The organism is Budvicia diplopodorum (assembly GCF_009800925.1).
GTDB lineage: Bacteria > Pseudomonadota > Gammaproteobacteria > Enterobacterales > Enterobacteriaceae > Budvicia > Budvicia diplopodorum.
Genome location: NZ_WOYF01000001.1, coordinates 18,907 through 45,697 on the forward strand (window position 1 = coordinate 18,907; position 26,791 = coordinate 45,697).

Here is a 26,791-nt window from a genome sequence, read left to right on the forward strand (position 1 = left end):
TTTTCTATCAACAATAAAACCTGTTTATCATAAAACCTATCTATGCCGTTTTTGCCGCCAGCGCTACCCAGGTTTTAATCACGGTATCGGGATTCAGCGAGATACTGTCGATCCCCTGCTCCATCAGCCATACGGCGAAGTCTTCGTGGTCTGAAGGCCCCTGACCGCAAATACCAACGTATTTACCCTGCGCCTTCGCCGCTTTAATCGACATCGCCAGCAGGGCTTTAACCGCGTCATTGCGCTCATCAAACAGCGCCGAGACTACGCCGGAGTCGCGATCCAGCCCCAGCGTTAGCTGAGTCATATCGTTAGAGCCGATAGAGAAGCCGTCAAAGTACTCGAGAAACTGCTCGGCTAGCAGCGCATTCGATGGGATCTCGCACATCATAATCACCTTCAGGCCGTCTTTACCGCGCTTCAGCCCTTCGTGCTCCAACTGTGCGATAACCGCTTTAGCCTGATCCACGGTACGAACAAACGGGATCATAATTTCAACGTTGGTTAAGCCCATCTCATTGCGCACCCGCTTAACCGCTTCGCACTCCAGCGCAAAGCAGGCTTTAAAATCGTCGGATACATAACGACCGGCACCGCGAAAGCCTAACATCGGGTTTTCTTCGTGAGGTTCATAACGGCTTCCCCCCACCAGATTGGCGTATTCATTGGACTTAAAGTCAGACAGCCGAACGATAACCCGCTTAGGCCAGAAGGCCGCCGCCAGCGTAGCGATACCTTCGGACAGGCGACCAACGTAGAACTCAACCGGATCGTTATAGCCGGTCATCAGCTCGCGAATTTCCTGTTGAACGCTCTCGTCCTGCAGGTCGAACTCCAGCAACGCTCGAGGGTGAACGCCAATCATGCGGTTGATAATAAATTCTAAACGGGCCAGACCAACCCCTTCGTTCGGCAGGCGGGCAAAGTCAAACGCCCTGTCAGGGTTGCCGACGTTCATCATAATCTTCAGCGGGATATCAGGCAGTAAAGCGAGCTGGGAGCTTTGAACGTTGAAATCGAGAATATCCTGATAGATAAAGCCAGTATCGCCTTCAGCACAGGAAACCGTTACGTTTTGCCCTTCGTGCAGCAGGTCTGTGGCATTACCGCAGCCGACCACCGCCGGAATGCCCAGCTCACGGGCAATAATCGCCGCGTGGCAGGTACGCCCGCCGCGGTTGGTAACAATGGCCGATGCCCGTTTCATGATCGGCTCCCAGTCTGGATCGGTCATGTCGGTGACCAGCACGTCGCCCGGCAGAATGCGATCCATTTGGCTGAGATCGGTAATCACTTTAACCGGCCCGGCTCCAATACGGTGGCCGATCGCCCGTCCTTCGGTCAGAACGGTGCCCCGGTTGGTCAAGAGGTAGCGTTCCATCACCTGTTCGTTAGAACGCACGGTTTCAGGCCGCGCCTGAACGATATACAGCTTACCGGTGTGGCCGTCTTTGGCCCATTCGATATCCATCGGGCGACCGTAGTGCTGTTCAATCAGCAACGCCTGACGGGCCAGCTGTTGGATCTCATCGTCATTCAGGCTGAACTGCTTACGGCAGGCTTCGGGCACGTCTTCAATACACACCTGTTTGCCGTGTTCCCGACTGTCGGAATAGACCATGCGAATTTTTTTAGAGCCAATGGTGCGGCGCACAATCGCCGGGCGGTTATTCAGCAGCGTCGGCTTATGCACGTAGAACTCATCAGGGTTAACCGCGCCCTGCACCACCATTTCGCCTAAACCGTAGGCTGAGGTGATAAATACCACCTGATCAAAGCCCGATTCGGTATCAATGGTAAACATCACGCCGGCGGCGGCCAGATCAGAGCGCACCATGCGCTGAATACCGGCAGACAGCGCAACGCCGCGGTGGTCATAGCCCTGATGGACGCGGTAAGAAATCGCCCGGTCGTTAAACAGCGAAGCAAACACGTGCTTCACCGCCACCATCACCGCATCGATACCCTGAACGTTAAGAAAGGTCTCCTGCTGACCGGCAAAGGAAGCATCGGGCATATCTTCTGCGGTTGCGGAAGACCGGACGGCAAATGAAGCGCCAATATTACCTTCAGAAAGCTGCTGATAGGCCTCACTGATAGCCTGCTCCAGCTCGGGCTGGAATGGCGTATTAATAATCCACCCACGAATCTGAGCCCCGGCGTCGGCCAGCGCGTTGATATCATCAACGTCAATCCTGTCGAGCAATTGATATATCTTCTGGTTGACGCCGCTTTGCTCCAGAAAATCATTAAACGCCTGAGCCGTGGTGGCAAAACCATTAGGGACGGACACGCCCAGTTCAGTCAGATTAGCGATCATTTCGCCCAAAGAAGCATTTTTGCCCCCGACGCGATCAACATCATTCATTCCCAGTTGGTTATACCAAACGACGCTATGTTGAGGACTATTTATATCAGGCATTTGTCATGTTCCATTAATTGAGTTAATCAAACGGAAAGCGTTGTGTCTCAGGTCACATAAACCTGTACATTCGGCAGCTTACACAGCAATCATGCGCTTATGAAATGGTTAATCGTTTCCGCATTTAAACTTAGTTTTCCAGAGCTTATCAATGCGCTACCTTGTTCGTAATCGCGCTTTTTATGCGCTATGTTAATCAGTCAGCGCCGATAGATTTAGCGGTTAGCTATATCTTTAAATATAGTTAAATATAGTTAAAAATAGAAAAGACAGAATCACTTGGCTTGATTCTCACGTTTTACACGTTGAAAGGAGTATGTGAATGGAACGTACCGTTTTTTTTATTTCTGACGGAACCGCAATTACCGCCGAAGTGTTGGGCCATGCGGTGTTATCTCAGTTTCCGATTTCGTTAAACCAATTCACCATTCCTTTTGTTGAAAATGTAGAAAAGGCCAGAGAGGTTCGCCAGCACATTGATGAGCTGTATCAGCAAACCCAGCTCAAACCGCTGGTGTTCTACTCCATCGTTTCGGCCGACGTTCGCGAGGTTATTGAGCAAAGTCAGGGCTATTGCCAGAATATCGTTCATACCTTAGTGGCCCCGTTACAAAAGGAATTGGGTATCGACCCGATGCCTGCCGCTCACCGTATACACGGTCTGACTGCCAATAACTTAGTGAAGTACGATGCCCGTATCGCTGCCATTGACTACACGTTGGCCCACGATGACGGCATTTCGCTGCGTAATCTCGAAGAAGCTCAGGTAATCTTGTTAGGCGTTTCCCGCTGCGGAAAAACCCCCACCAGCCTCTATTTAGCCATGCAGTTCGGCGTTCGGGCGGCTAACTACCCGTTTACCGCCGACGATATGGATAACATTCAGCTACCGGCAGCGCTAAAACCGTTCCAGAATAAGCTGTTCGGCTTGAGCATTGACCCTGAGCGCCTGTCGGCAATTCGCCAAGAACGCCGCGAAAACAGCCGCTATGCCTCACTGCGCCAGTGTCGGATGGAACTGGCTGAAGTCGAAGCCCTGTACCGTAAAAACAACATCCGCTTTATCAACACCACCAACTACTCCGTTGAGGAGATTTCAACTAAGCTGTTGGATACCTTAGGCATGAATCGTCGCATGTACTAGTTCAAGAGTATTTCTCTCTAAAAATGGGATCCGGCAATAACATCTCTCGCTTAGCGCCGGTTCCAGCAAATGATGTTGTCTATTTACTGAAATGCAGTGAATTAGTGGCTTCAGCTATTTGCAAGCGAATATCTTTCCGTTATTGTTATGCCCATCACTTCCCGGTATATCACCGCAGCGAAGACCCAGATTTAGAGAATTAACATGAACAAAACTGATGAGCTCAGGACCTCGCTGATCGACAGCCTGGTAACGCCTGCGCAGCTGGCACAGCTGTTTCCGCTTACCGCTGAAATCAGTGCCAACATTACCCATTCGCGTAAACGCATAGAAAATATCCTTCACGGTGAAGACCGCCGGCTGTTAGTGATTGTCGGCCCCTGCTCTATTCACGATGTTGACGCCGCGCTTGATTATGCCGAACGGTTGAACACCCTGCGCGTGCGCTATCAGGATCGGTTAGAAATTGTTATGCGCACCTATTTTGAGAAGCCGCGCACCGTGGTGGGATGGAAAGGCATGATCGCCGATCCGCACCTCGACAGTTCATTTCAGGTCAATCAAGGGCTACAGCTGGCCCGCGAACTATTGCTGAAAATCAATCGGTTAGGCTTATCGACGGCGACCGAGTTTCTGGATATGGTGATCGGTCAATATATTGCCGATCTGATCGGCTGGGGTGCCATCGGGGCACGTACCACCGAGAGCCAGATCCACCGGGAAATGGCCTCGGCCCTGTCGTGCCCGGTCGGGTTTAAAAACGGCACCGATGGCAATACCAAAATTGCTATCGATGCCATTCGCGCCGCCCGATCCAGCCATATGTTCCTGTCGCCGGATAAGTCAGGCCAAATGAGCATTTACCGCACCGGCGGTAACCCCTACGCCCATATTATTATGCGCGGCGGCAAAACGCCGAATTACCATGAGTCAGACATTGCAACCGCCTGCGATAATCTGCGCCAGTTCGAGCTGCCGGAGCACTTGGTGGTGGACTTTAGCCACGGTAACTGTCAGAAGCTGCATCGCCGCCAGCTAGACGTGTGCGAGAACGTTTGTCAGCAAATCAAGGCGGGTTCAAGAGCGGTGGTTGGCGTGATGGCAGAGAGTTTTATCGTTGAAGGCACTCAAAAGCTGCATCCGGAACAGCCCCTGACCTACGGCCAGTCGATTACCGACCCCTGTTTGGGATGGGCCGATACCGAGAGCATGCTGTTTAGTTTAGCTAATGCGGTGGATAGCCGATTTTAAATAATCTTCAGGTAAGAATTATTAGTCAAGGGTGAGCATAAGAGAATGCGTTACTCTTGACTAATTAAAACATTTTAATACTTGCTATAAATTGTAGTAATCACAATGAAGCTATGAAGCAGATAGAATCTGACAGACACCGATAAAGATGAGCTAGTACACATTATCTATTCTCAAGGTAGCTTGTGATCAACTTAGCAATTACGCCGACTGCCACTACTCCACTAACTTTTAAGCCCCCCTGCATAGCCTTTGTTGAAATTTTTCCAATCCAGTCAGAAATACTCTGACTAAATCCTTTATCTGTCAGTGGTTGTTCACTGGATTCAATTGCCTAATTCAATTCATTAATTTCATCATTACTTACTCCGATCTTTTTTAATTCATCATTGAGCACGTCAAATGATCCCACAGACATTGTGTTCTCTTGTATAACATCACCACCAGTGGATGAAGCCAGCACACCATTATTGTTGATAACGGCACCATTGAAATTGTTTTTGAACACCATGTTTGCTATCTCTTTTTCTCTGAATGAAAAATTTACACCTTTGCCAAGTATTTCCTGCTTTTCCAAATCAAGCGACCAAGTAAGAATTCTTCCTCGCACCGTGGCAAGAATGCCACTTAATGACACAGAACTAAACCGCCAACAAATCTTAAATCTGGAGCGAGAATTATTACCAGCATAGAGTATTTCTTGTAGCCCATCAGGCATACGGACTTCCAGCCCACCGGAATCAACCACATGCTTCTCAACATTAGAGATGGACTCTTGTATATAGACGGTTGTGAATTCATATACAAGATTTGCAGGCATATTCCCAAAATTGATAGGAATCCACCCAACAAAGGGGTTAAATGCCTGAGGCTGGCAACTAAATTTTCTATACGGAGGAACCTGAGCGCGTGAGGGATATCCCTCGGACTCAAACTCAATCCATTCAGTTATATCTTCCAAACCTAACTTAGCAGCGACCAGCTTAGCCTTCATTAATAAGCTATTAATACTGGTAGAATCGTCAATTGCTTCGGCTTGAAGCTTGTGTGCGAGTGATTTAGTCACTTAATTAAAATCTCTGCGATAGCTACATGAAAATATAATACATCCTTTGGCAAAATTTTTTCATTAGTAATTTCAGTAAGAAAGTAAATTCTCGATTGCATGGTGATGAAACTTAGCATTTTAGATAAGTAGTTAGCCCTATAGACCAAATTAACAAACTTCATCCTATAATATTTGAGTTCCCACATCGATTAGAATTAATGGCCTGAAGATAATTATTTAAATCAGCATTAGTTTACTCAACAAAAATACGCTCACCCCGACAGGCATCTTTTATGATTGCGCTGTGCTATTTTATATTAGTTCACTCTTCTTTTGCTTTTAGTCCATTAGTTTTATCGGAAACATTCAACATAGTTGATATCACTGGAATAGAAAAAACAATAAAAAATAATAAGTTAGATGTGAAACTCGTATAAATAGCCATATCGACACTTAGCCTACTTGATATGCTCTCTATTTTAAGCAAAAAATGAGATAAAAGAATAAAAGTCAAGGAGGAAAGCCAATAGTGAGCATAAGATAAAAAGATACAACAGAAAAGAAAGGTGCAATTACATTTTGTGTTTTTCCTTACAAATCTAAAACTACTATAATATTCACTGAGAATAGACTGAATTTCTTTATTTCTTATGATGAATAGTAAAATAGAGAAAGAAAAACACATTAATATAGTGAATATATTCTGGACTTTAACAACAAATGGCAAATCTGGATAATAAGTATAGAAACTATAAGCAAAATTAATCACCCCAGCCATAGATATCAAAAATAGTAAGCTTCTAACTGTAAATGCGTTCACTTTCATATTATTTCTGCTCCAAGTCCATGTGTTCCTATTGTGATATCTCCCCCCGCGACTGCGGAGGCGCTGTTTTAGACGCGGAGCTAGCGCACAACTCCAGCGATCCAACATCCTAATTCTTTAAGCTCTTTTTGCTGTTCAGGATAACCGGCAATCAAACTCTCGCACTGTTGTTTCAGCGCATCACTATGATAAATACAGCCGATCAAATTCTTCTCCAGTTGCTCTAACGGGGCCGGGTTCAGGCTGTCGGTAAAGATCTGGCTACGGGTGATATGGCCTTTTTCTACGTCAAAGTGAATCTCTAGGCCGCCCCAGACGAAGCGCTGGTCTAATAAATGGCTAAAGGCCGGGGCCTGTCCGAAGTTCCACTCCCAGCTGCTCTGGCGGGCAAAGGTTTCAACAAAATTGGGTAAATCCGGTAAGGCATCAGGAGAGATAATCTCAGCCGTCGTTTGCTCACCGTAATGGTCAAAAAAGGATTTAGTGACAGCGTCACAGATTGCACTATGGCTGATTCCCGGCAATAGCTCACTTAGATTAGCCACCCTACCGCGCACCGAGGTAATTCCCTTGGCCTGAAGCTTTTTGGCATCGGGGTTAAGATAATCAGCTAAACGAGTCAGATCGGCATCAAGCAACAGCGTTCCGTGATGAAACCCTCGGTCCATGGTCTCTTTATAGGCTGAACCGGATACTTTTCTCTCGCCTTCTGGCGTGGCTACCACCAAATCGTTTCGCCCCGATGCATTGGCATTGACCCCAAGCGCCTTTAGCGCATTAACCACAATCGAGGTAGACACGGTTTTATCGTATTCCGGCTTACCGGCCATAAAGGTAAAGCAGGTATTGCCCAAGTCGTGAAACACCGCGCCGCCGCCGCTGCTGCGACGGGCCAGCTTGATGCCGTCTTGATCCATTCGCCGGGTATTACACTCTTTCCATGGATTCTGAGCCCGCCCGATAACCACGGTATCCGCATTGCGCCATAAAAACAGCACTCGCTGAGTTGCCGGCATTTGGCGGAAAATACACTCTTCAACTGCGAGGTTGAACCAGGGATCGTAAGAATCAGAAATCAAAAGGCGCAGCGAAGACATAGGCAATCAATCCGGTTGGAACGAATGGCTGGATATTAGCATAAATGGGCGCTTAAACTCGCCCATTTGCGTTGTCCGAGACCTGCTACTGGCAATATCTAGGGTTATTCATGCATTCAGGCATTGAAAATACGCGTAAACGATGGCCGTCAGGATCGGTGGCGGTAAAGGTGTAGCCACATTCCTTATGCTGCGGTTGCTGAATAATAGTGATGCCCTTGCTGCTCCAGCGCTGATGGTATTCATCGACTATCGAGTCAGACTCAACCGAAATAGCATATTCACCGCTGGCGGTAATCTGCCCGACCTTTGGTTCCACGGTATGCTTAGACCATAAGGCCATCATTGCGCCGGATGACAGGCTGAACATCACAAAGGTCGGCGATGATTCCACCACCGTCAGCCCGAGCAGCTCCTGATAAAAATCTTTGCTGGCCGTTGGGTTATCAACATAAAGAATAAATAGGCTAGGTTGTGACATGATGTTCTCCTTGAAATTAATATGCGTATCAGGCCGTCCTGATAGCGAAGAGATTAAGTCAACGGAGTGACAGTTTTTGTCAGTAGGATGTCATCACTGGCGGGAGATTTTATTTTGCTGGTACCATTGGTTTAACAGCTGCTGACGACGGCGCGGATAAGGTTCAGCCGTTACTATCATGCTTTCAATGCGATCGATTCTGAAATGGCGGATATCATTTCTTAGCTCACACCAGCCAACGACGACCCTCACACTGTCAAAAAATCCAATGGCAAACGGCCAGATCGTACGCTCTGTCTGCCGAAGGTCTCTATCGGCGTATCGGATAATGAGCTTATATTCAGACTCTATCGCCTGCCGGATTTCAAGAATTTGCTCCAGATAAAGCCTGTCCGACTCTGTCGGGCCTATCAATAGCGGAGACTCTTCTAATCGATAGCGTAATTCAGGGGTAACCACGGCCGAGATCTTGGCTAACGCTTGGCGTGCCCCTTCTGCCAGTTCAACGTCTGCCCGTTCTGAAACCCAACGGGCACCGAGCACCAGCGCTTCTATTTCATCGGGGGTAAACATCAGGGGCGGTAAAACAAACCCGGCACGCAGTACGTAGCCCAGCCCCGCTTCGCCCTCAATTGGCGCGCCCTGAGCCTGCAGGCTACGGATATCACGGTAGAGCGTACGCAGACTGATGCCCAGTTTAGCGGCAAGATCGACGCCGCTCACCGGATAACGGTGGCAGCGCAGTAGCTGGAGTAGTTCAAGCAGGCGTTCAGAACGGGACAATGCCGGTTTCCTTAAGGTTAAGCCAACCGGCTTATAAACGACGGGATTGCCAGTAAGCACTCTTCCAATACGGGCTATCGAGCGATGAGATCATCACCCCTTTACTGGTTGATGCGTGTAAAAAAGCGCCGTCAGCGTCATATACGCCAACATGTAGGCCATTCTCCCCGCTCCCGGTTTTAAAAAACACTAAATCCCCCGGCATCAGCTCATCACGAGAGACTTTTGCACCAAGCTCAGCCTGAAGCTTGGTGGTACGCGGGAGATTAATATTAAACTTGTCGTGAAAGGTGCGATAAACAAAGCCGGAACAGTCAACGCCGTTGCGGGCCAGACCACCATAGCGGTAAGGCGTTCCGCGCCATTCACGATGCTGCTCTTTTAGCTGAGCCAGAACAAATATAGGATCCGACAGTTTGCCGGTCGGCGGCGGCGCGTGGCTGGAACAACCGGCAAGCACCAGTAATGCCAGCATCAATAAGTAACGTAAATGCATTGCTCCGCTCATCTCCACGCTTTATGCACACAATGGCTAATAATTAGCCTAAATATCGGGGGAATACAATATATCTATGGTGGATATCTGTGATATGGGCGATATTTTGGATGATTAAGGTTTTTTATTCAATGAATTGATGATTTCATCGGCCACATCCTGTGGCAATACAGTACAAAAAAACGACCGTTATTCTTAACGTTTAGAGACGAATAGTTGACTATGGATATCCTTTATTTGATATAAAGAATACGACTCATATAAACAGATAACCGCCTTATACCACTGTGCGGTTTTACAATAATAAGGTACCCGCCAATATGATAGACCTACGAAGCGATACAGTAACCCAACCGAGCAAAGCCATGCGCCAAGCTATGGCTGATGCCGCCGTTGGCGATGATGTTTATGGTGACGATCCCAGCATTAACCAGCTAGAGCAAGAAGCAGCAGCGCTTTCAGGTAAAGAAGCGGCGCTGTTTTTACCCTCCGGTACGCAGGCCAATCTGGTTGCCCTGCTGACCCACTGCCAGCGCGGCGAGGAGTACATCGTCGGGCAAAAGGCCCACAACTATATGTATGAAGCCGGCGGCGCAGCGGTATTGGGCAGTATCCAGCCTCAGCCTATCGAAGCCGCTGCCGACGGCACGCTACCGCTCGACGTGGTTGCCAGCGTAATCAAGCCGGACGATATCCATTTTGCCCGCACCCGCCTGCTGTGCCTAGAAAACACCCACAACGGCAAAGTGCTGCCGCTGGACTACCTGCATCAGGCATGGGCTTTCACCCGCAAGAAAAATCTGGCGCTGCACGTTGACGGAGCCCGCATCTTCAACGCCGCAATAGCCATGAAAGTCCCGTTAACCACCCTGACTCAGTACTGCGATACGCTGACTATCTGCCTGTCGAAAGGTCTGGGAGCTCCGGTCGGCTCACTGCTGTGCGGCAGCGCGGAATATATAAAACAGGCACGGCGCTGGCGTAAAATGGTCGGCGGCGGAATGCGTCAGGCCGGAATTCTGGCCCAGGGCGCCATTTATGCCCTGCACCATAACGTAGAACGCCTGCGCGAAGACCACGACAATGCCCAATGGCTAGCCGAACAGCTCGCATCATTAGGCATAGAAATTCAGGCTCCGGGAGCCCAAACCAACATACTATTCCTGCGGCTTCCGGCCAACGAAGCCAGCCAGCTAGGCCCGTGGATGAAACAACGCGGAATTTTAATCAACGCTGGCCCGGTTACCCGTTTAGTAACGCACCTCAACGTTTCTCGTGAAGAGCTACAGCGAGTAGTGGATTTATGGCGGGAGTTTAAAGGCAGAATTGCCACTCCGGGGAGTGGTGATGGGGGTTCGAAGACGATTTACGGGTAAAATATTAGCGTTAAAAAGCCTGAGGGGAATGCCTCGGGCTTTCAATCATTCTCCCATTTTAATGGAGAACACGTACTGCCGTGGCCTGCTTAGATGCTCGTAGCTTTTTACGCTTACTCAATCAATACCTACCGCGCCGTCCAGCGCCGTAACACCGCCCGGCCTTCGGGCATAAAGTAGGTGCCGTAACGGACCAGGCCGACTTCTTTCAGGTGGCAGGTGAGCATATAGTGCAGGATCATATCTTTGTCGCCCGGCTCAAGCGTGAGCTCCACGCCCAGCAGGCGGGGTTCATATTTCAGCAGGGTGTGTTGAATGGCCCGCATCAGCGTGTGGGCTGAGGAAGGCAGTTCCTGATAAATCAGGCTCATATCCGGCAGGCCGTAGTCGGGCAGGTATTTTATCGCACCGGCCCGGCTATTGAGGATGCGCTGGATATTATCCATCACGCTAAGAATGGTCTGGGTTTGTTCGTTGACTTCATCCAGCTCAATGCCGGACTTAAAGGTTCCCATCAGGGTTTCGTACAGCGAGGGGCCCATCGGTCGGTCTCCTTATCCTATTTCTCAGCGTCTATTTCTTAGCGCTTATTTCTCAGGCACTAGCCCAATGGCTGAGTGGTTAGCTATCAGTAACCTTGGCTTATCGGCATCCAGTTCATCGCGCTTAATCACCACTTTCCAGCCGCCTTCATCAAGGTTTGGGGTACGAAATAGCGTGACGATACCAACAAAGCGGGCTTCTTTATGCATCGGTACATCGAGTGAAACCGCCGATGCCGGATGTAGCACCACTTCGCTGGTCGATAGCCAGTCGCCGCCCAGCGCTTTCTGATCGTCTTCCAGCAGTTGCTGATAGGTGGCATTGTCAAAATTCTCGATTTTGCCCAGCTGATAAACCCGGATAACCACCGAAGACGGCGCATCGCCATCGCCGGGGTTTAACTGCGCCCGGGCGGCGAAGTCCAGATGAAGCGTTTTAATATCTTTAATAAAAATCGCCTTGGCGGCGTCCACGGTGCTCTCTTTCGCCGACTGAATAACCCCACAGCCGCTGAGTAAGCCCATAAGAAGAAACACACCGACTTTCAGTGAGGTCATTGCTTTGTTTTTATGTTGTTGATTCATCATCATTCTTTTTTCCCTATCCGGCTTTTAAGCCCACATAACGACCAAGATTAACCACGATCGCCCGCCGTTGCTTTTCGGCCTGATCCATCGCCAGAACGGCGGTTAAACCTAAACGAACTCTGGAAGCGCCAAGCTGTGCACGGGGCAGCAGCGAACGTTTAACTTTCATATTGATACAGGCATCAAACCGATACCCCAGATAAGCGCGCAGCAGTGCCATCAGGTCGGCATGTATCGACTCTCCGGGCAGTAATCCCTCAACCTGTTGGATATCGGTCGGCGAGATGGTGACCTGTACCGTGCTGTTGCTGTCTTTAAAACGCCGACCAAGAATAGCGCTGCGCTGTAGGCTGATTTTTTCATACTTGGTTAGCCTTGCTGGCTGTTCAAGGTTCACCCACTGAGGATAGAATTCGTTGATTTCCACTTTGGCACCGGGCAGCAATAAATTCACCACGCCGGTTAGGCCATCGCCGGTACGGGTGCGCTGAGTGATCGGCCCCATCAGGGCTAAGAATCGCGACGGCGGCGCAGCAATCTGTTCGCTGGCGCCTTCAATGCCAAAACCGGCTAAGCCAAGCAGGCATTTGGACACCGGATCGCTGCCGCCTTCGCGAAACCCGGCCGGATAGTAGTATTTCAGCCAGATGCGGTAGTACTGAGTCATCACCCGATGGTTGAAGATATCCAGAAAGCTTTTCAGCGCCTCATGCCCTTCCTGACGCTGAACGATATCATCCAGCCAAGCGTAAGGCAGAACCGCATCAACGCCGTACAATCCTAAAAAAGTGGTGCGTACCGTTGGCGGCCGTTCGGGAAATTCATCGTTCCACTCGACCCGCTTCATTTCACTGGACGGGAAACCCATATCCGGCACCGGGCAAAAGCGGATCGGATCGGTGGCCGGCGTTTCTGACTGACCCAGCGGCGGTAATTCAGGGTGTTGTTGCTCAATATATTGGCAAAAGCGGTAAAAGTTCATTCGCGGCACTTGCCGGAACAATCCCTCCATTAAAGGGGAGAACGTACTATTTTGCTGTCTGTCCATTTTAAACGTTTCCCAGTAGGTAAAAGCACCAGCGTCAGACGGGTAAAGAGATTGAGGTCGGCATACAGGGCAAAGAACTGGTGCAACAGCTCACCGAACAGCGTGATATCGCCTTCCCCTGAAAACAGGTGAGAATTCAGCGTAACTTCAATTTCTACGCCGCGCTCCAGCATGCCTTTAACCATGCGTTGCACCGGATGGTGTTTCACGTCGGCAATGCCTTCAAGGCGGCGGCGGTTAAGCTCATTGTCAGTCCAGTCGTACAGCGCCAGCGTGCCGCGCAGCACTTCAGCGTTCATCAATGACAGGTAGTTCGGTGCCAGATGAGACAGCACCCGCCAATGGAAACGGTCGTTAACCGGCGGATAGCACGGCAGCGTAGGCGCACACAGGTTACGCACCGACACCACGCCGGTTTGGCCGTCGCAAATCTGATTAATCGATGCGTTGCGCAGCGCTTTGCGCGGCAGCATTCCGTTAGTGCCGGTAATGCGCAACGAGAGGGTTTCGTCGTACACCTCTTCTGCCCGCTCCCACACTTGGCCACCGAGGATTAGCCAGGTGTCATGCAGCCCCGATGCGCCCCGGCGAACCCGGGTGTGATAATAACGTTCGGGAGCATCGTGACGCAGCATTCCGCCGCGGTGGCGAAAGCTGGTAAACGGCACGTAAACCGCCCGGCCGGTACGGCTGATCGACTGCACCGCATCGACTGAATAAATCTCAATATGACCGTCTTGCTGAAGCAGCGGGCGAAGCAGGTATTCGCTGTCGAGCTGGTTAACCCTGACCGGATCGGCTTCCAGCGGAAACAGATTAATTACCGGCGTACAGTGCAGGCGAATGTTTTCTGCGCTAAACGGTAAATCATTCTGCCAGGCTTCGCTTAGCACCAGTTCAAGCTCAAACGCCCCGACGTCCTGAGGCATTTGATTTAGGTTCAGCCCTTCTAAATCAATAAACATGAATTTTTCGCGAAAGCTGAAATACTCCAGCAGAAGCTGGTAGCCGCCAAAGGCGTTGTCCGGCTTAAGCCAGAGGCGTTCATCGGCTGAAAAACCGGCCGGGGTTATCCTGCCGTTAAAGGGGATAGCCGCCCCATCGTTATGGCCCGGGAAGCGGATTTTCATACCGGCAATCTGGCGGGTCATGGCCCGGTATAGGGCCGATGAAATCGGCGTGTCGGCGTTCAGATACAGGCGTAGCTTAGAGATATCCATTTGCTTCCAGTCCGCCATCGGGCCGAAATCAAATCGCATATAGATAACCGAACGCCCGTCCTGCTGACTGCGAATACCGGCTTTGGTGATTTTTAGCGGTTGAAGCTCAACGGTTTGGGTGGTCTGGTATTTACAGCGGGTTCTGGCTGGCCCAATCGGCCCGGACTGCACGCCAAAGCCCGGTTCTACCACCTCTTTACGCGCCAGCGTGCTGTGGTCAGGCGACAGCTCCACAATCGACAGCGAAGGAATAATGCGTAAATAGTGAGGCCACAGCAGGCTGACCACCCCTTCGGTCAGCTCGGGTAGGTCATCGTCCAGCTTCTGGCGCAGTTTGCCCATCAGGAAAGCAAAGCCTTCAAACAGGCGTTCAACGTAAGGGTCCCGATCGCCGACCCGGTCGAGGTTTAACATCCCGGCACGGTCAGGATGAACCTGAGCAAATTCTTTCCCCGCTTCTCGCAGGTAACGCATTTCAGATTCGTAATAGCGTTTAATCAGATCGTCCATTATTCGGGTGTCCGTTAGCCTGTAGTGACAGGCGAAGTAATAAAATGAATAACATAATTGACTAATTCAGGCTTCAGCAAAACTTCTGTGTATTCGGTCAAATTGATTATTGAGTCTGTTTCGTCCGCATAGAGAACATTGGAATATAGCCGCTACTGAGCGGCCAAAGGGAAGGTATTGACCTTAGCTTTTGACCCTAACCCCGAGCATAACGAATGTTGCCGAAGCCATCAGGAAGATAGCACGAGCAGCATGGATGATGCTGGAGGTGCGTTAAGTCTTCCTGATGGCTGAGGTTGCCGCAGCAATGCTGCGGTCAACGTGTCGTAGCGAGGCCGGGGAGGTGCAAGAGGGGGTCGGCACCCCTTCTTGCTCGGCCGCGTGCAATGTGGTCTATTCGACCGATTTACTTCTAGCGGACGAAAATCACACCAAAGTTAATTCAGTAACTAGTTACTAAAACGCCAATGCCCGCGCCGGAGACAGCACCGTCAGCTCCTCCAACAACCGCTCAGCCTCTTTACCCAACCCCTCTTTATCGGCATCTTTCAGCATCGCTTTCTGCTGAAGCATTTTTAACAGCCGAGCTTTCACGTCAAACACCAGATCCGGCTCCCAGCCAACCAGCCGGTAGCTATCGCAGCGGCCGTTCAGAGCCTTAAGCAGGCGGATCGCCACGTCTTTCTGCCCGTGCTGTTCAGCCAAACGCGCCATCAGCATACGGTGCAGATAGTGCTGGCGATCGGTCACAATGGCGGGTAACGCGTTGAGCCAGTTAAATGCCGCTTCCAGCCCGTCGCGCCCGGCTATTTCGGTCGCCTGTTGTTCCATTTCGCCCCAGTTATTGCCGCCGTCTACCGGGATCGGCGCCAGATCGTCACCCTCATCTAAGCGACGCATGGTGGCTGAGGTGGCAATCCACGACAGGGTTTCATCATCGGCAAACGGCGTACCGTCGCTGTAGGTCAAGCGCTCAATGCCTTTAAGCCTGTCGAGCATGAGTGCCACGTCGGTCAGGCACACTTCCTGCCACGCCGAATACGGCGCACCGGCATTGACCATTGCATCACAGGCGTAGCGCTGAAGGTCAAACCAGAAGTGGTTGGCCGCTTCAGAAAACGCCCGCTCAACCTGCTCCAGCAGTTCAAGCCAGTTATGCTGAAGCCACAGGCGATTCAGATGCTGTTTCAGTTCAACCCGCGGCGGCATGAGCCGGGTTAAGTATTTGGCATCGTGAGGCGGCAGCGCCGTAACCGTGTCCCAACGAACGCTGCGCAGCAGGCGCACTGAGGCTAAATGGCCGTCGGGCTTTTCGCGTAAAAAAGCGGCCATCTGGCGCGCCTGATCGAGCACTTCACGCAGCGAACGAACTTCGTCTCGTTTAGCACCCATGGCCGATAGCGCAGGCGCAGTCGTTTGGGAAGCTGGCGCAGACGGCAAGGGTTCCGGCTCCGGGCTTTCGAGCTTCGTCTCAAAAAAACGCGCCAGCCCCTGCAGGTCCGGGCGGGCATTCTCCGGCCACTGATTGGTGTATTTCAGCATCAGAGACAGCGCAGAAATTGAACGCTCAAAGTCCTCGTGCTGGAACCCTTCCTGAGCTTCCAGCAGATCGAGAAACTTTCTGCTGGCCAGCCACTCAACGGCGGACTTTTTACTTTCCACCCGCTTAGGAAAAAGGTCCTCACCGTAGCGGGCAACCAGACCGGCCATCAGCTCAAGGCCGTCGGCCAGACCTTTAGTACCGTCAAGGCGCAAGCGCGCCCAGGCATAATAAGAGGCAACGCGGATATCTTTGGTGCGCCCATACAGCAGCCCTTCGCTGATAGCCACAATCTGAACGGCATCGATACCGGATAGCTTTGCGATCTCCTCTTTAATCATCTGGAAGTCATCGTCATAGCCGGGATCGGCACCCGTCGGGTTATCGTCTTCAATCGGCTCCAGCCACGCCTGCCAATGTTGCTTGATCCGTCTGTTGACGCCTTCTTGTGGATTACGTTGGCCGAACAGAGTTTGTAATAAATTAGTTAGCATCGAGTTCCCCTCTCATCATCTTCATCGGCTCCACTTTTACTGGCTCACTAACCGGTACGGGGTCAGGCGTGGCTACTGCCGCCGTTATCGGCTCCGCTTCTTTTTTAGCGGCTCCGGCCTTCACCGGCCTGACCGTTGACGCATCGGCGGTTGACGCCGGTTGTTTACGTATGGTTAGCGCAGGCGCGGTCTCTGGTTTAACCGGTTCAACGCTATCATCGGCAACATGTGCCGCGGGCGTTGTCGGTGCGTTATCTGGGGATGACGTGGTTTCAAACACCGAGCCCGGCAAAGAAAAACCTTTTAGCTTCAGCAGTTCCAGCGGCCCGGCGTTAGTCTGGGAACGCAGCACATAGTTCAGCTTACGGCCGTCTTCGGCCTCCCAGCTAACCCAGTAGCGGCTGCTGTCAAGCTGCTTCACCGCGGCTTGCTCCAGCAGGCGGATCCAGCCCCAACTGCCTTTCGGGCTATCATACAGGCGCATGCCGGTTTCGGCGGTGCTCCAGCTAAGCTGAGCCCCCGGCGTATAGGTTTCTCCCGGCCAGATCATGGTTTTCCATGTTTCCATCTGGTTAAAGTAAACCAGCGACTGGCCGTCGATCGTCAGCTCGCTTTTAACCACCAGATTGCTTGGCCGGGCCATCAGTTCGAAGCCCATTCCCGCGTCGCCGTTGGCATACAGCATGCCCGATACCCGGCTTAGCTGATTGAGCGCAGCAATAAACTGTGGGTTAAAGGTTAGCCCCTGTGAGTTCAGCGGATCGGCAACCCAGATATCCCCTTGCTTGTGTAGGATCCCGCCAAGCTGGGAAGTGACAAAGCGTTCAATCATGCCGCTGTCAGGCCGCAGGAAGCGCCCCAGCTCCGGCAGTGACGCATCGTTACCGGTAGCTTTAAACGGATAACGACCGTTAAACGCCCGGTACCATGGGTCGGCAATGCTTTCGCGCCATGCGTTATTAAAGCTCATAGCGGCCGGTTCCAGCACCGCCTGCCACGCCTGTTCCAGCGGTTTAACAAACAGGTTACTGCCAAAACCGGCCCACTCTTCGCCCATACCGGCGGCAATCAGGCTGCCGTAGTCGCGGGTATCGGTCAGGTCAATGGCTTTACCTTCAAATACCGTTTTTGCCAGCGCCTGAGTCATGGCCTGCGGATCCGGTGCGGCGGTGATTTGCTGTAGCTTTAAACGCACGCGGGTTACGCGGGTTAAATAGGTTTGCAGGCTCAAGGTACTGTCGCCGGACTCCTGCGGGGTACCCTGAACAATGCGTAACACCGGGCCGAACGTCTGGTCTAGCGGGCCTTTTGGCGTGTCGTCATCCATCGGAATGGCGTCGAGCTTTTTGGCCTTGCTGCCAAACACTTCTTTGGCTGACGTGACCAGCGTTTCAGCCAGTGCTTTACCCTTCTGTGCCGTTTGCCCTTGGTACTTAACGGTATTCATCAGGGCGATTAACGGTGACTGACGGGCGTCGGATAACAGCGTAAGTTGGTCGATAACGTCAGAGATCGACTCTGCCCGCTGCCAGCTGATGCCGTTAAGGAAGTTCAGCCACGCCGCGCTGTAGTCGGTAAAGTAGCGGTCGGTTAAACGCGTCTGGAGCATCTCCGGTGAGATGTCGCCGCCAATCTGTTTTCCGCTGTCGGTCAGCACCCAGTCGATCTCTTCACGGCGGTTTTTCGCCGCTTTTTCGATCTCTTTCTCGACCATGCCTTCCCAGGCTTCGCGAGTGAATATGCCGGGGATCTCTTGATCGGTAGTAAACAGCGTGCGGCTGTCCATGCCGTTGAGCACCTGCTCTAACGACAGGTTGCCATAGTTTTGAGCAACCCGTTTAAGAATGCCCTGATAAATCGCCGTTTCGGCATTTTGCATACCGATTTGGTTGATCAGCACCTGACGGGCATCGGTTACCAGCCCTCTGTCAGGCTTGAGCACCCACTCCGGATGGCGCGACAGGTTATACGCATAAAACTGCATCAGTTCCGGACCGGCGCTGTGCCAGATCCCCTCAGAGACGGTAGCCGGCGGCGTTTTATTATTCTCGACTAAAATTTTAGTCAGCAGCGGCGCGTCCACTTTGTCGGGCCGAGACAGCATCAGATAGGCTTTTAAGCGGTCATAGCCCTCTTTCGCCAGCGCGGCACGCTCAGGGTTATTCGGTGACATTTGAACCAGTACGGTCAATTTATCGGATAAGTCGGCCACCAACGGCGTTTGAATATTCTGCTGATTGGCTTTGTGGTAATACGGCCACAGGGAGGTCAGCAGTTTGTCGTTCTGATTGAGCCCAAAGCGTAAGTACCACGGGCTGCCGTGTTCGACCCGATACTGTAGCTGAGAGATTTGCTGTTTAAACGCCTGCTGGCGGGTTAAGCGCTCGGACATGGTGGCTTTAAAGTCGTTGCTCTGCTTAGCCAAGCCTTCAGCGGACGAGATCAAACTGCGGTTGCCAATATAAGAGACCACGCTGCCCAGCCCAAATAGCACAATCACCCCCAGCGCAACGCCGGTGGCGGTGTTCACCCACTGCACGCCGATGCCGCGGCCTTTGGCAACGCGGCTGTCATCTATCACGGTTTGCCACGCGCTGGTCGGCAGGAAGGCGCGATCGGCTAGGGTTTCTGGTCGGGTAACCTGCGGGCTAAAAATCAGCCCACGCAGTTGATTCCCGCCCTGCGCGGTTAAAAAGGCCGGTAGCCAGCCTCTTAAACGCGGAATATCGCGCTGGCTCAGGTCTTGCGCCAGCTGCAGTAAAAATGCATGTTTGTTATTGACCATCACCTGATGCATACCAAAGTCGGTGGTGTTCTTCACGAGCGACAGTAAAGATTGCATCAGGGCTTCAGGGTGAGGCTTGGCGGGAAAAATCGTCCCGACCGGCTGCTCTTCCCGATCGGACTGATCCCATTTAGAATCACGAATATCCAGCAGGTACAGCGGCGCGGCCCAGCCCAGTATTTTATTGCGGGCATGCATTTGCCACAGGGTCTTATCCTGCAGGGCTTTCTGTTCTTTCGACGGTTCGTAATAGCTTGGCGAAACTACCCACACCTGTGCATCTATCGGCTTACGCCAGCGCAGTTTACGCAGGGACGTTAGCCAGTTTTCATCCAGCACGGATTTACTCGAGCCACCCCAGATCAATAGCGCATCGTTACCAATTTGCCAGCCTTGGGCGATAAGACCGGGGGCGACTTTCTCGACTTCGTTAGACTCGCCGGTGACGAGGATCCAGCGGAGTTTGTGGCACCAGAGGGGGCCGTAGCGGTGAAATAGTTGATCTCTTATTTGTTCAGCTAACGATCTTACCTTAGCTGATTCAGGGACATTATCCTTAATAACAATACTTTTATCACTGGACTTAAAAAAGAGCAGCGATACTTTATTAATGGCCAATCCCCCTATATCTCTCAGTAATATAATGCTCAGGATGATTACACAATAAACCGCCGTGGCTAATGATTTGGCTAATATTGAATCTAACAGTTCGATATTACCCAACCAGATAAATGCCACTATACCGACGCATATCGCCAATAATAAAAATATAAGAAAGTACGAAATCCATTTTTTCATCTTTACTGTCTCTTCAATAAGAAGGATATATCTCAGGCGTTATTTGAAGGGTTAACCATCATAAAAACACGACTATTACTGCTATAAGATACTAATTGTGGAAGTCCAGATAGTTGGCACCGTTCAATAGCAATGGCTAATGTTAGCCAGCCAGCGACAGCTCCGGCATAGCCAAGCGCTGAATTAACCCGATGTACATCCGGTAGCTTTCCGGCAATGGCATTAAAGGCGATTAACATATCGGTGATATAAGGGAGCTCTCCTTCACTGCACCAGATGGCGCTGACCGCTGACGATTTCTGTTTTCCCCAAAGCACTGCATCATCTAATGCCGATTCAGTTTCACCCTCAACCGGGCGATGAACTTCAATAATCCCTTGTTCTGCCAGGCCTTCAACCTTCATGCCGGCAAACAGCATCGCCGTTGCTGCCTCGGCACTATTCATCTGAGCTTGTTCATAAAGCTGTACGCTAACGACCAACAGGTAACCATAATCATTTTTTAATTCATCTAGCCATTCATCCAGAACCATTACGCCCCGATCTTTTTTAACCAATTCTATCGTCACGTCAGGCGGTAAGCTTTTACTCCAACAGGTATTCCATACTTTTTGAACTTCAGCGTCGTTAAGCCCGGAGTCATGTAATAGCTTGACGTTTAGTGGATGGCCTTTAAGTATTTCGATGTCGGGTAATTTAAGATTATTTTTCAGGCTCACAAATATATAAGTTAATAATGCAATCTGAGATCCGAAGCTATCATCACGAGCAATGGCCGAATGCGGAATCGGTACCTGCCCGTTAATCGGCTTAGTTGAGGCAATTTTTATAAGATTATTCGATATTGCCTGAGCATGGCCATAGGTACCAGCACCGCTAATCATTGCTGAAGAAAGCAGAACTAAGGGGCGCTGGGCAAACTTAATCAGTTCATCACGCCGGTGTTCATGATGCTGATTCCAGGATTTGGCATAAATAACGTTTCGCTCATAGATATGAAACCGAAGGACAAAAATTAATAACCACGCCACCGCCGGCAATATAATAGCCTGACACCAGAACCATAAATTATGATCGTCATTTTTAGCAGGGAAAACGAATGTAGCTATTACCACGCCGGTTAATAACATTAAAAATAGTAGAAGCAGCCAAATAGATAATTTTAACGGCTTAAGTGCTTCTTTTTTCTCTGGAATAAGAGAGAGAATAACGGGCATAAATATGTCCCTACGTTACCGAGTTATTTATATTTTGAGTACTGATAAATTATTTATTACCGACTGTCGGTAGTGACGATATTAATTTACAACCACAGGCCGCCTTATGTTCGTCAAACGCAATGGCTATACCCTGATCCATAACCGTTGAACTCCCTTGAATAATAGGATTAACACCGTGCCCCGTTTTCGGGCAGGTCACCATATCACCCACTCTGGCTACGCCCTTTCCTGAACAAATAAAGGTCGATGATGCAGAGATAACTTCTCCACCGTGATCTGTTTTATCGCCTAAGCGGATTATTCCTTTCATAGATTCCCTGATAGATTATTTAATTTCATATATAAAACTTCATTAACTTAGAAATAAATATTATTTCAATTAGTGATTCAAAAACCAGAACGAAATTAGCATTCAATAATAAATAAAGTATCTAAATATTTAATTTTAATTTTAATTTTAATTTTAATTTTAATTTTTCTATAAAGGCTTACACCCAACTGTCGTAAGAAAACATAAAATGCTATTCGTTATTTAAATAAATTCGTGCTAACTCAATAATGATTAGCACGAATACATACTTATTCGTTAATGCCCCTATTGGCGGGAAACCAACCCTTTCGCCACGTCCAGACGGAGCTATTTTCAATGCCCAAATTAATCGAGTCATTCGGTTCAATCTGGCATTGTTCTTCTACCTCCGGTGGCCATACCGGAATTTTGCTGGTTTTCATTGCCACAAACCGCCCTAGCGCAGAGGTAGAATGAATGAGTGCCATAAACACCCCACTCAGTGAAAAAATACCGCGAGGATTACCTGGTGCAAACAGATGCACAAACCCTTCGATAAACGTCTCTTTCCGCTTTTCTACGGGGATATAGAATGGGATAGCATCCTGAACCGCTTCGGGGCCGTCTTCCATATAGCGGCGGATAAATTCCCAATAACTGTCGACCATCGGTTTTAAAAATGAGCTGTAGCCCAGTTGAAATGTGAGTTCTACCTGCTTTTTATCTTTAGACAGAATATGACCGGAAATTCCCCACTGATTAGCGCCCATCATGTACATAAATTTATCAGAGCAGAAAATAATCTCATCCCACGGCGCGGAGATAACTTTACCTTTACGTAGAAATATGTAAACCATACGATTTTTCCGATTGAATCGGATGGGGTAATGGGTGTACCGAAAAACATCTTTAAAAATTAGAATAATAGAAAATGAAAAGGCCAATAAGAATGAAATGGCACAAACAGAAATAATTCGCAAATCATAATCTATTTTAGAAAGGAACTTATTATATCCAACGGAAGCCACCCCCCAAACAAAAAAAGAAAAAATAGATAACACAACTGAAAAACAAATTAACGCAGTAAAGGTATCAGTTCCCCGCTCATCATATTCCCTGTCAGCCGTTTCTAAATAGGTAGAACTTAGTCGAACAGTGGCATGCCCTACATCTAAAAAAGTTGTTTCTAGCTTCGCTTTTTCATTTTGAGAATATCGGCCAGTTATTTCAGATGTTCGAAGCATTTTCCTCACTTTACTGTCATAGTAAATCATAAATAAACTCCCTGCTGGAAGCCTTCATAGATAGCATCATTAAACTCCTTATCTTTTTTCTCTTTCTCCTCATCCTTCTCTAACCCCATTAGGATCCGATACTGTTTCTGCTCAGCCGCACCGTCTTTGAATTTAATCACGGTAGTGTCAGATGGAATGCCCCAACGTGTACGCATCAGCCATTTTTCAATATCATCACCTTTAATTTCATCAATTAGATAACTAACAAACAGGGCTATTCCAATAATAACCAAGGCAGGCCAAAAACCTAAGCTCACACCAACCCAACCACTTACAATTCCCATAACCGTTGTTGATGAGGCCAAGACTGCTAGACCACCTAACGCAGCGGAAGCCGCATAAAGTCCAAATAACTTCATGTTGTCCGCCTGAAATTCTTCAACAGCCCTAAACCCATCATAAATAGCAAGCCCTATCCCCGCAGCCATCCCCAATTTCTTCCCAGCAGCAGATAGCTTTAGCATTTTTTCTTTTTCTATTGAGGACAATACCCTATACGCATAGGCTAAATCAGCCCCTAACTCAATAGCCCCACCGGCCAAAGCGGCTAAACTCAATCCAGCAAAAACAGTTTCAGGTCTCCCGTTCCTCGACCATTCATTCTTATCATTAATAAATTGCAGCACTTGAGCAGCCTGAAGTACAACGACAAATCCCCTTACGCTTAAGTGTGCTCCCTGCACTTTCGCATTCGTTCTCTGCATACGAGCCGCAGTATCCCGGGTAAGATCTCGATACTCTTCCCAAGGTATTCCTTTTTTTATTATTTCTTCTATTCTATCGAGGCTTTTTTCGTCTAACGCAATAAAGTAGCGCTTTATCTTTTTATCTTTACCGGCAACCTTTACACCTTTAATTGCCAAGCGCTGGAGTATGTCCCTGACTTGCTTATCCGTAATATGATCGCTGGAGTTTATCCCGGTCGCAATTCGAACAATCTCGGCAATAAACGCTTTCTGTTTACCCGTTACATTAATCGGTATAAACGCCCGGTACTGCGAAACACCTGCACCGATAATAGTTTTCGATATTTTATTAATTAATGTCGAATTCTGTTGCAACGTTTCAGAAAAGGGACTGGCTATGATTTTAAGCAGCGCATCATTCAATTGACTGATTTCTTTATAGTCGACGTTATTTCCCAGAGCTTTTTCTGCCACATCGATAAACGCTTTCAATTGGCCAAAATAATCGGCCCAGGGAATTTTATCGTAACCCACTTTATTTTTAACAGCCTGATCAATATCTTTTATCAATGCAGCATTGTTAAATAATAATGCGCGGTTCAGTGGATTATATTTATCAGTATCGTCATCCATCCATTGTTTATACACTGCCGCACAGGTAGGGCTTTCCTGTGTACCGATAATACAGCTTGAAAAGAGCTTTACATATACGACGCTGTGCTTGGGGTTTTCCCCATCAAAGTGCCCTTCAAACTGCTCACTAAATATATTTGAAGCCGTAATTTTGGCATGCATATCATCGATAGGCTTGATAATATTTTCGCCTATCTTTTTATATTCAGCTGCATACGTCTCTTCAAATAACGCTTTTTTACTCCCCTTTCCACTTTCAATTCTTTTACTATATTGTACCCAAGCTTCATCTTCAGCCAGACTGATTTCTTTTGCTAACTGAGATCTTTCCTCATCCCTTTTCTCTTCAATATCTTCTCGTTGATCATCATTCTTACCATACAATTCTAGATCTTGACCTATCGACCCCATACTCTGAGCTGGCCTTCCAAGATTGTAATGATCATCGCTAAACTCTTTTGCCGCTTTTTCCCTGATGTTCACTTCAAGCTGAGTGATAGCACCGACTAAAAATAAACCATCTTTAAATTCTTGATTCTCAAACAACCTGTCATCTAATGCGACTCGTCTTAGCGAGGCCAAATCGGTGGTCACTCCCGTTGGATCTTGCACATTGAAAATAGCACCACCGTGGAATAAAACCTTATCGGCCGCAGAATGGATGTAATTGATCAGTTTTGGCGGCTTACTGAAGAAATTAGTCAGGCAAAACCGATTAAATTTCTCCGTATTGCTTTGCGCACTTTCAGCATACTCCGCAACAACAGTGGCTAACGAGCGCATGCCTATACAGTTAGGAACATTCGACGGTTCCTCCTGCTTTGACATCACATAGTCATACCATACCCCGGAATTAAACACCTGCATAAACTTGTTACGGTTCTCTGCATCTTGATACATGGTCCAGACTTTATCCGTCCATCTGACCGGCGACCATGCCAGCCGCGTAACAAAATCTTTATGTGCCTTTACCGTAATAAACGAAGCCATTCCTTCATGGGTTGGATTAAACGAACAGTTAAACGTTTTTGCACTCAGCATCTCGTCTGAAACTAAAGCATCCTTCTTTAACGGGAAATAATATCCCCCTTCGTTAATAAGATATTCTGACCAAATTTTATCTTTTTCATCATAAACATAGAGAAACCCCTTGTTTAGAATTCTGGATGTGTAAGCAATTTCACCACTGGCCTCAGCCAAGACTTGAAAGTTTTTAGGTAATACCGGTGTTTTTGCACCCAACGGAGAGATCGCCGCCCTAACAGGCATCAGCGGAATTGACATGCTATCGTCATGTTCGATACAACCACAGGACTTTTCTTCTTTTAACGCTCCCATATTACATCTTCTCCTTTGTATGCTCGTGCGCTAACTGATCGTTGATTAATAACCAATCAGGGGGTGAAAAATTCCCTGTGAAAGTGGTATACCGCATATTATTTTGTTTGCCATTGCTTATTGCTTTAGCCATGAAAGGCGTTTCGTCAAACCCTTCACCAACCGTAACGCAATGGTGCGCAAAAGCAATGCGGTCTAACGGGTTTACAAAACCGTATTGATCTTTGGCCGTTACTAAATAGCCGTTAACTTTTTGGCTTAGATGAATGTGATCTTTAAGATGAGCCTCTTTAGGCAACACCGAAAAGACACTATTAATATCACCAATATTCAACAATGTTTCTTTACTATTTCTTACGGTGCAGTCTCTTACATCGTCTTCATTTGTCTCAATCTCAAACGAATGCCAACCACCGTTCAGATAAATAGTCCAACTAGAACATCTAGTTTCCAACTCAAATGCCCGCCACTCTTCATCAGAAAACATCCAGAGTAAATGGCTGATAACTCTCGGATCGTAATAACGCAGTACATAATATTTATCGTCATACTTTCTGATAAGGCGTTCTGCCAATATCTGACATAAAGTTTTAGGCAAGAGTCTACTGGTGAAAAAAACGCTGCAAAGTAAAGGTTCTGACAATGCTATTTGGCCTGCAATTGTTTCATTCAGTGCGATCCAACTAGCGTCATCTAATTCATCCAATAATAATAAATAGGGGTATAAATGCGCCTGTGCCTGCATAGTGGGCATAACAACCTCCAAGACAGGAAGAGTTTTCCCTACTTGATCATAAAAAATGCGGTCAATAAATGCATAATTGTGAGAGCCAAGTTCAGAGGGCCGAGGCAGCAGTTTAATATTCTTCATCATAATCAGA

General features: G+C 48.8%; 20 protein-coding genes. 3 read left to right on the forward strand and 17 right to left on the reverse strand.

Annotated elements, in window-relative coordinates; genetic code table 11:
* Positions 1–40 precede the first annotated feature (40 nt).
* Complete coding sequence (gene ppsA, locus GVI43_RS00090) at positions 41–2,422, reverse strand: phosphoenolpyruvate synthase (protein WP_159564181.1); 2,382 nt, start codon at positions 2,420–2,422, stop codon at positions 41–43.
* Positions 2,423–2,744: 322 nt separating this feature from the next.
* Here ppsA and ppsR point away from each other — a divergent pair, with 322 nt between their 5' ends.
* A complete protein-coding gene (gene ppsR, locus GVI43_RS00095; RefSeq protein ID WP_159564183.1) occupies positions 2,745–3,566 on the forward strand; it encodes a posphoenolpyruvate synthetase regulatory kinase/phosphorylase PpsR in 822 nt (273 codons plus the stop codon).
* 204 nt (positions 3,567–3,770) lie between these two features.
* A complete protein-coding gene (locus tag GVI43_RS00100) occupies positions 3,771–4,817 on the forward strand; it encodes a 3-deoxy-7-phosphoheptulonate synthase (protein WP_159564185.1) in 1,047 nt (348 codons plus the stop codon).
* Between the two features lie 334 nt (positions 4,818–5,151).
* On the opposite strand, the gene GVI43_RS00105 is transcribed toward GVI43_RS00100, so the two are convergent.
* From GVI43_RS00105 to GVI43_RS00125, 5 genes are all read right to left on the reverse strand, one after another.
* Positions 5,152–5,883: an AbiTii domain-containing protein gene (locus tag GVI43_RS00105; protein ID WP_159564187.1), complete on the reverse strand. Its 732-nt coding sequence runs from the start codon at positions 5,881–5,883 to the stop codon at positions 5,152–5,154.
* 888 nt (positions 5,884–6,771) lie between these two features.
* Positions 6,772–7,788, reverse strand: a complete 1,017-nt coding sequence (gene lplA, locus GVI43_RS00110) for a lipoate--protein ligase (protein ID WP_159564189.1) — start codon at positions 7,786–7,788, stop codon at positions 6,772–6,774.
* 85 nt (positions 7,789–7,873) lie between these two features.
* Positions 7,874–8,269: a VOC family protein gene (locus GVI43_RS00115; protein WP_159564191.1), complete on the reverse strand. Its 396-nt coding sequence runs from the start codon at positions 8,267–8,269 to the stop codon at positions 7,874–7,876.
* Positions 8,270–8,362: 93 nt separating this feature from the next.
* On the reverse strand, positions 8,363–9,052 hold the full coding sequence (locus tag GVI43_RS00120; RefSeq protein WP_159564193.1) for a helix-turn-helix transcriptional regulator: 690 nt from the start codon (positions 9,050–9,052) through the stop codon (positions 8,363–8,365).
* A gap of 31 nt (positions 9,053–9,083) precedes the next feature.
* On the reverse strand, positions 9,084–9,548 hold the full coding sequence (locus tag GVI43_RS00125) for a C40 family peptidase (protein WP_159564195.1): 465 nt from the start codon (positions 9,546–9,548) through the stop codon (positions 9,084–9,086).
* A 320-nt stretch (positions 9,549–9,868) separates the two neighbouring features.
* Between GVI43_RS00125 and ltaE the strand changes: the two genes are divergently transcribed.
* A complete protein-coding gene (ltaE, locus tag GVI43_RS00130) occupies positions 9,869–10,924 on the forward strand; it encodes a low-specificity L-threonine aldolase (RefSeq protein ID WP_159564197.1) in 1,056 nt (351 codons plus the stop codon).
* A 128-nt stretch (positions 10,925–11,052) separates the two neighbouring features.
* Here the strand turns inward: ltaE and tssE are convergent, their stop codons facing one another.
* The 11 genes from tssE to GVI43_RS00185 form a co-directional block, all read right to left on the reverse strand.
* Positions 11,053–11,466: a type VI secretion system baseplate subunit TssE gene (gene tssE, locus GVI43_RS00135; protein ID WP_159564198.1), complete on the reverse strand. Its 414-nt coding sequence runs from the start codon at positions 11,464–11,466 to the stop codon at positions 11,053–11,055.
* A 45-nt stretch (positions 11,467–11,511) separates the two neighbouring features.
* Complete coding sequence (gene tssJ / locus GVI43_RS00140) at positions 11,512–12,057, reverse strand: type VI secretion system lipoprotein TssJ (RefSeq protein WP_159564200.1); 546 nt, start codon at positions 12,055–12,057, stop codon at positions 11,512–11,514.
* A 10-nt stretch (positions 12,058–12,067) separates the two neighbouring features.
* Positions 12,068–13,036, reverse strand: coding sequence for a type VI secretion system baseplate subunit TssG (gene tssG, locus GVI43_RS00145; RefSeq protein WP_246201379.1), 969 nt, complete (start codon positions 13,034–13,036; stop codon positions 12,068–12,070).
* Positions 13,037–13,065: 29 nt separating this feature from the next.
* Complete coding sequence (gene tssF, locus GVI43_RS00150) at positions 13,066–14,832, reverse strand: type VI secretion system baseplate subunit TssF (protein WP_159564204.1); 1,767 nt, start codon at positions 14,830–14,832, stop codon at positions 13,066–13,068.
* Between the two features lie 456 nt (positions 14,833–15,288).
* On the reverse strand, positions 15,289–16,866 hold the full coding sequence (gene tssA, locus GVI43_RS00155) for a type VI secretion system protein TssA (protein ID WP_159564206.1): 1,578 nt from the start codon (positions 16,864–16,866) through the stop codon (positions 15,289–15,291).
* Positions 16,856–20,449 carry an ImcF-related family protein gene (locus GVI43_RS00160; RefSeq protein ID WP_159564208.1) on the reverse strand — a complete coding sequence of 1,198 codons (3,594 nt, stop codon included), beginning with the start codon at positions 20,447–20,449 and terminating at the stop codon, positions 16,856–16,858. The genes tssA and GVI43_RS00160 overlap by 11 nt, the downstream gene beginning before the upstream one ends.
* A 32-nt stretch (positions 20,450–20,481) precedes the next feature.
* Positions 20,482–21,666: a hypothetical protein gene (locus GVI43_RS00165; RefSeq protein WP_159564210.1), complete on the reverse strand. Its 1,185-nt coding sequence runs from the start codon at positions 21,664–21,666 to the stop codon at positions 20,482–20,484.
* 49 nt (positions 21,667–21,715) lie between these two features.
* On the reverse strand, positions 21,716–21,979 hold the full coding sequence (locus tag GVI43_RS00170; RefSeq protein ID WP_159564212.1) for a PAAR domain-containing protein: 264 nt from the start codon (positions 21,977–21,979) through the stop codon (positions 21,716–21,718).
* A gap of 269 nt (positions 21,980–22,248) precedes the next feature.
* Positions 22,249–23,232: a DUF6708 domain-containing protein gene (locus tag GVI43_RS00175; RefSeq protein WP_159564214.1), complete on the reverse strand. Its 984-nt coding sequence runs from the start codon at positions 23,230–23,232 to the stop codon at positions 22,249–22,251.
* The gene (locus GVI43_RS00180; RefSeq protein WP_159564216.1) at positions 23,229–25,910 is read right to left on the reverse strand and encodes a T6SS effector BTH_I2691 family protein; all 2,682 of its coding nucleotides are present in this window, start codon (positions 25,908–25,910) and stop codon (positions 23,229–23,231) included. The genes GVI43_RS00175 and GVI43_RS00180 overlap by 4 nt, the downstream gene beginning before the upstream one ends.
* 1 nt (position 25,911) lies before the next feature.
* Positions 25,912–26,784 carry a DUF4123 domain-containing protein gene (locus GVI43_RS00185; RefSeq protein ID WP_159564218.1) on the reverse strand — a complete coding sequence of 291 codons (873 nt, stop codon included), beginning with the start codon at positions 26,782–26,784 and terminating at the stop codon, positions 25,912–25,914.
* Positions 26,785–26,791: the final 7 nt, after the last annotated feature.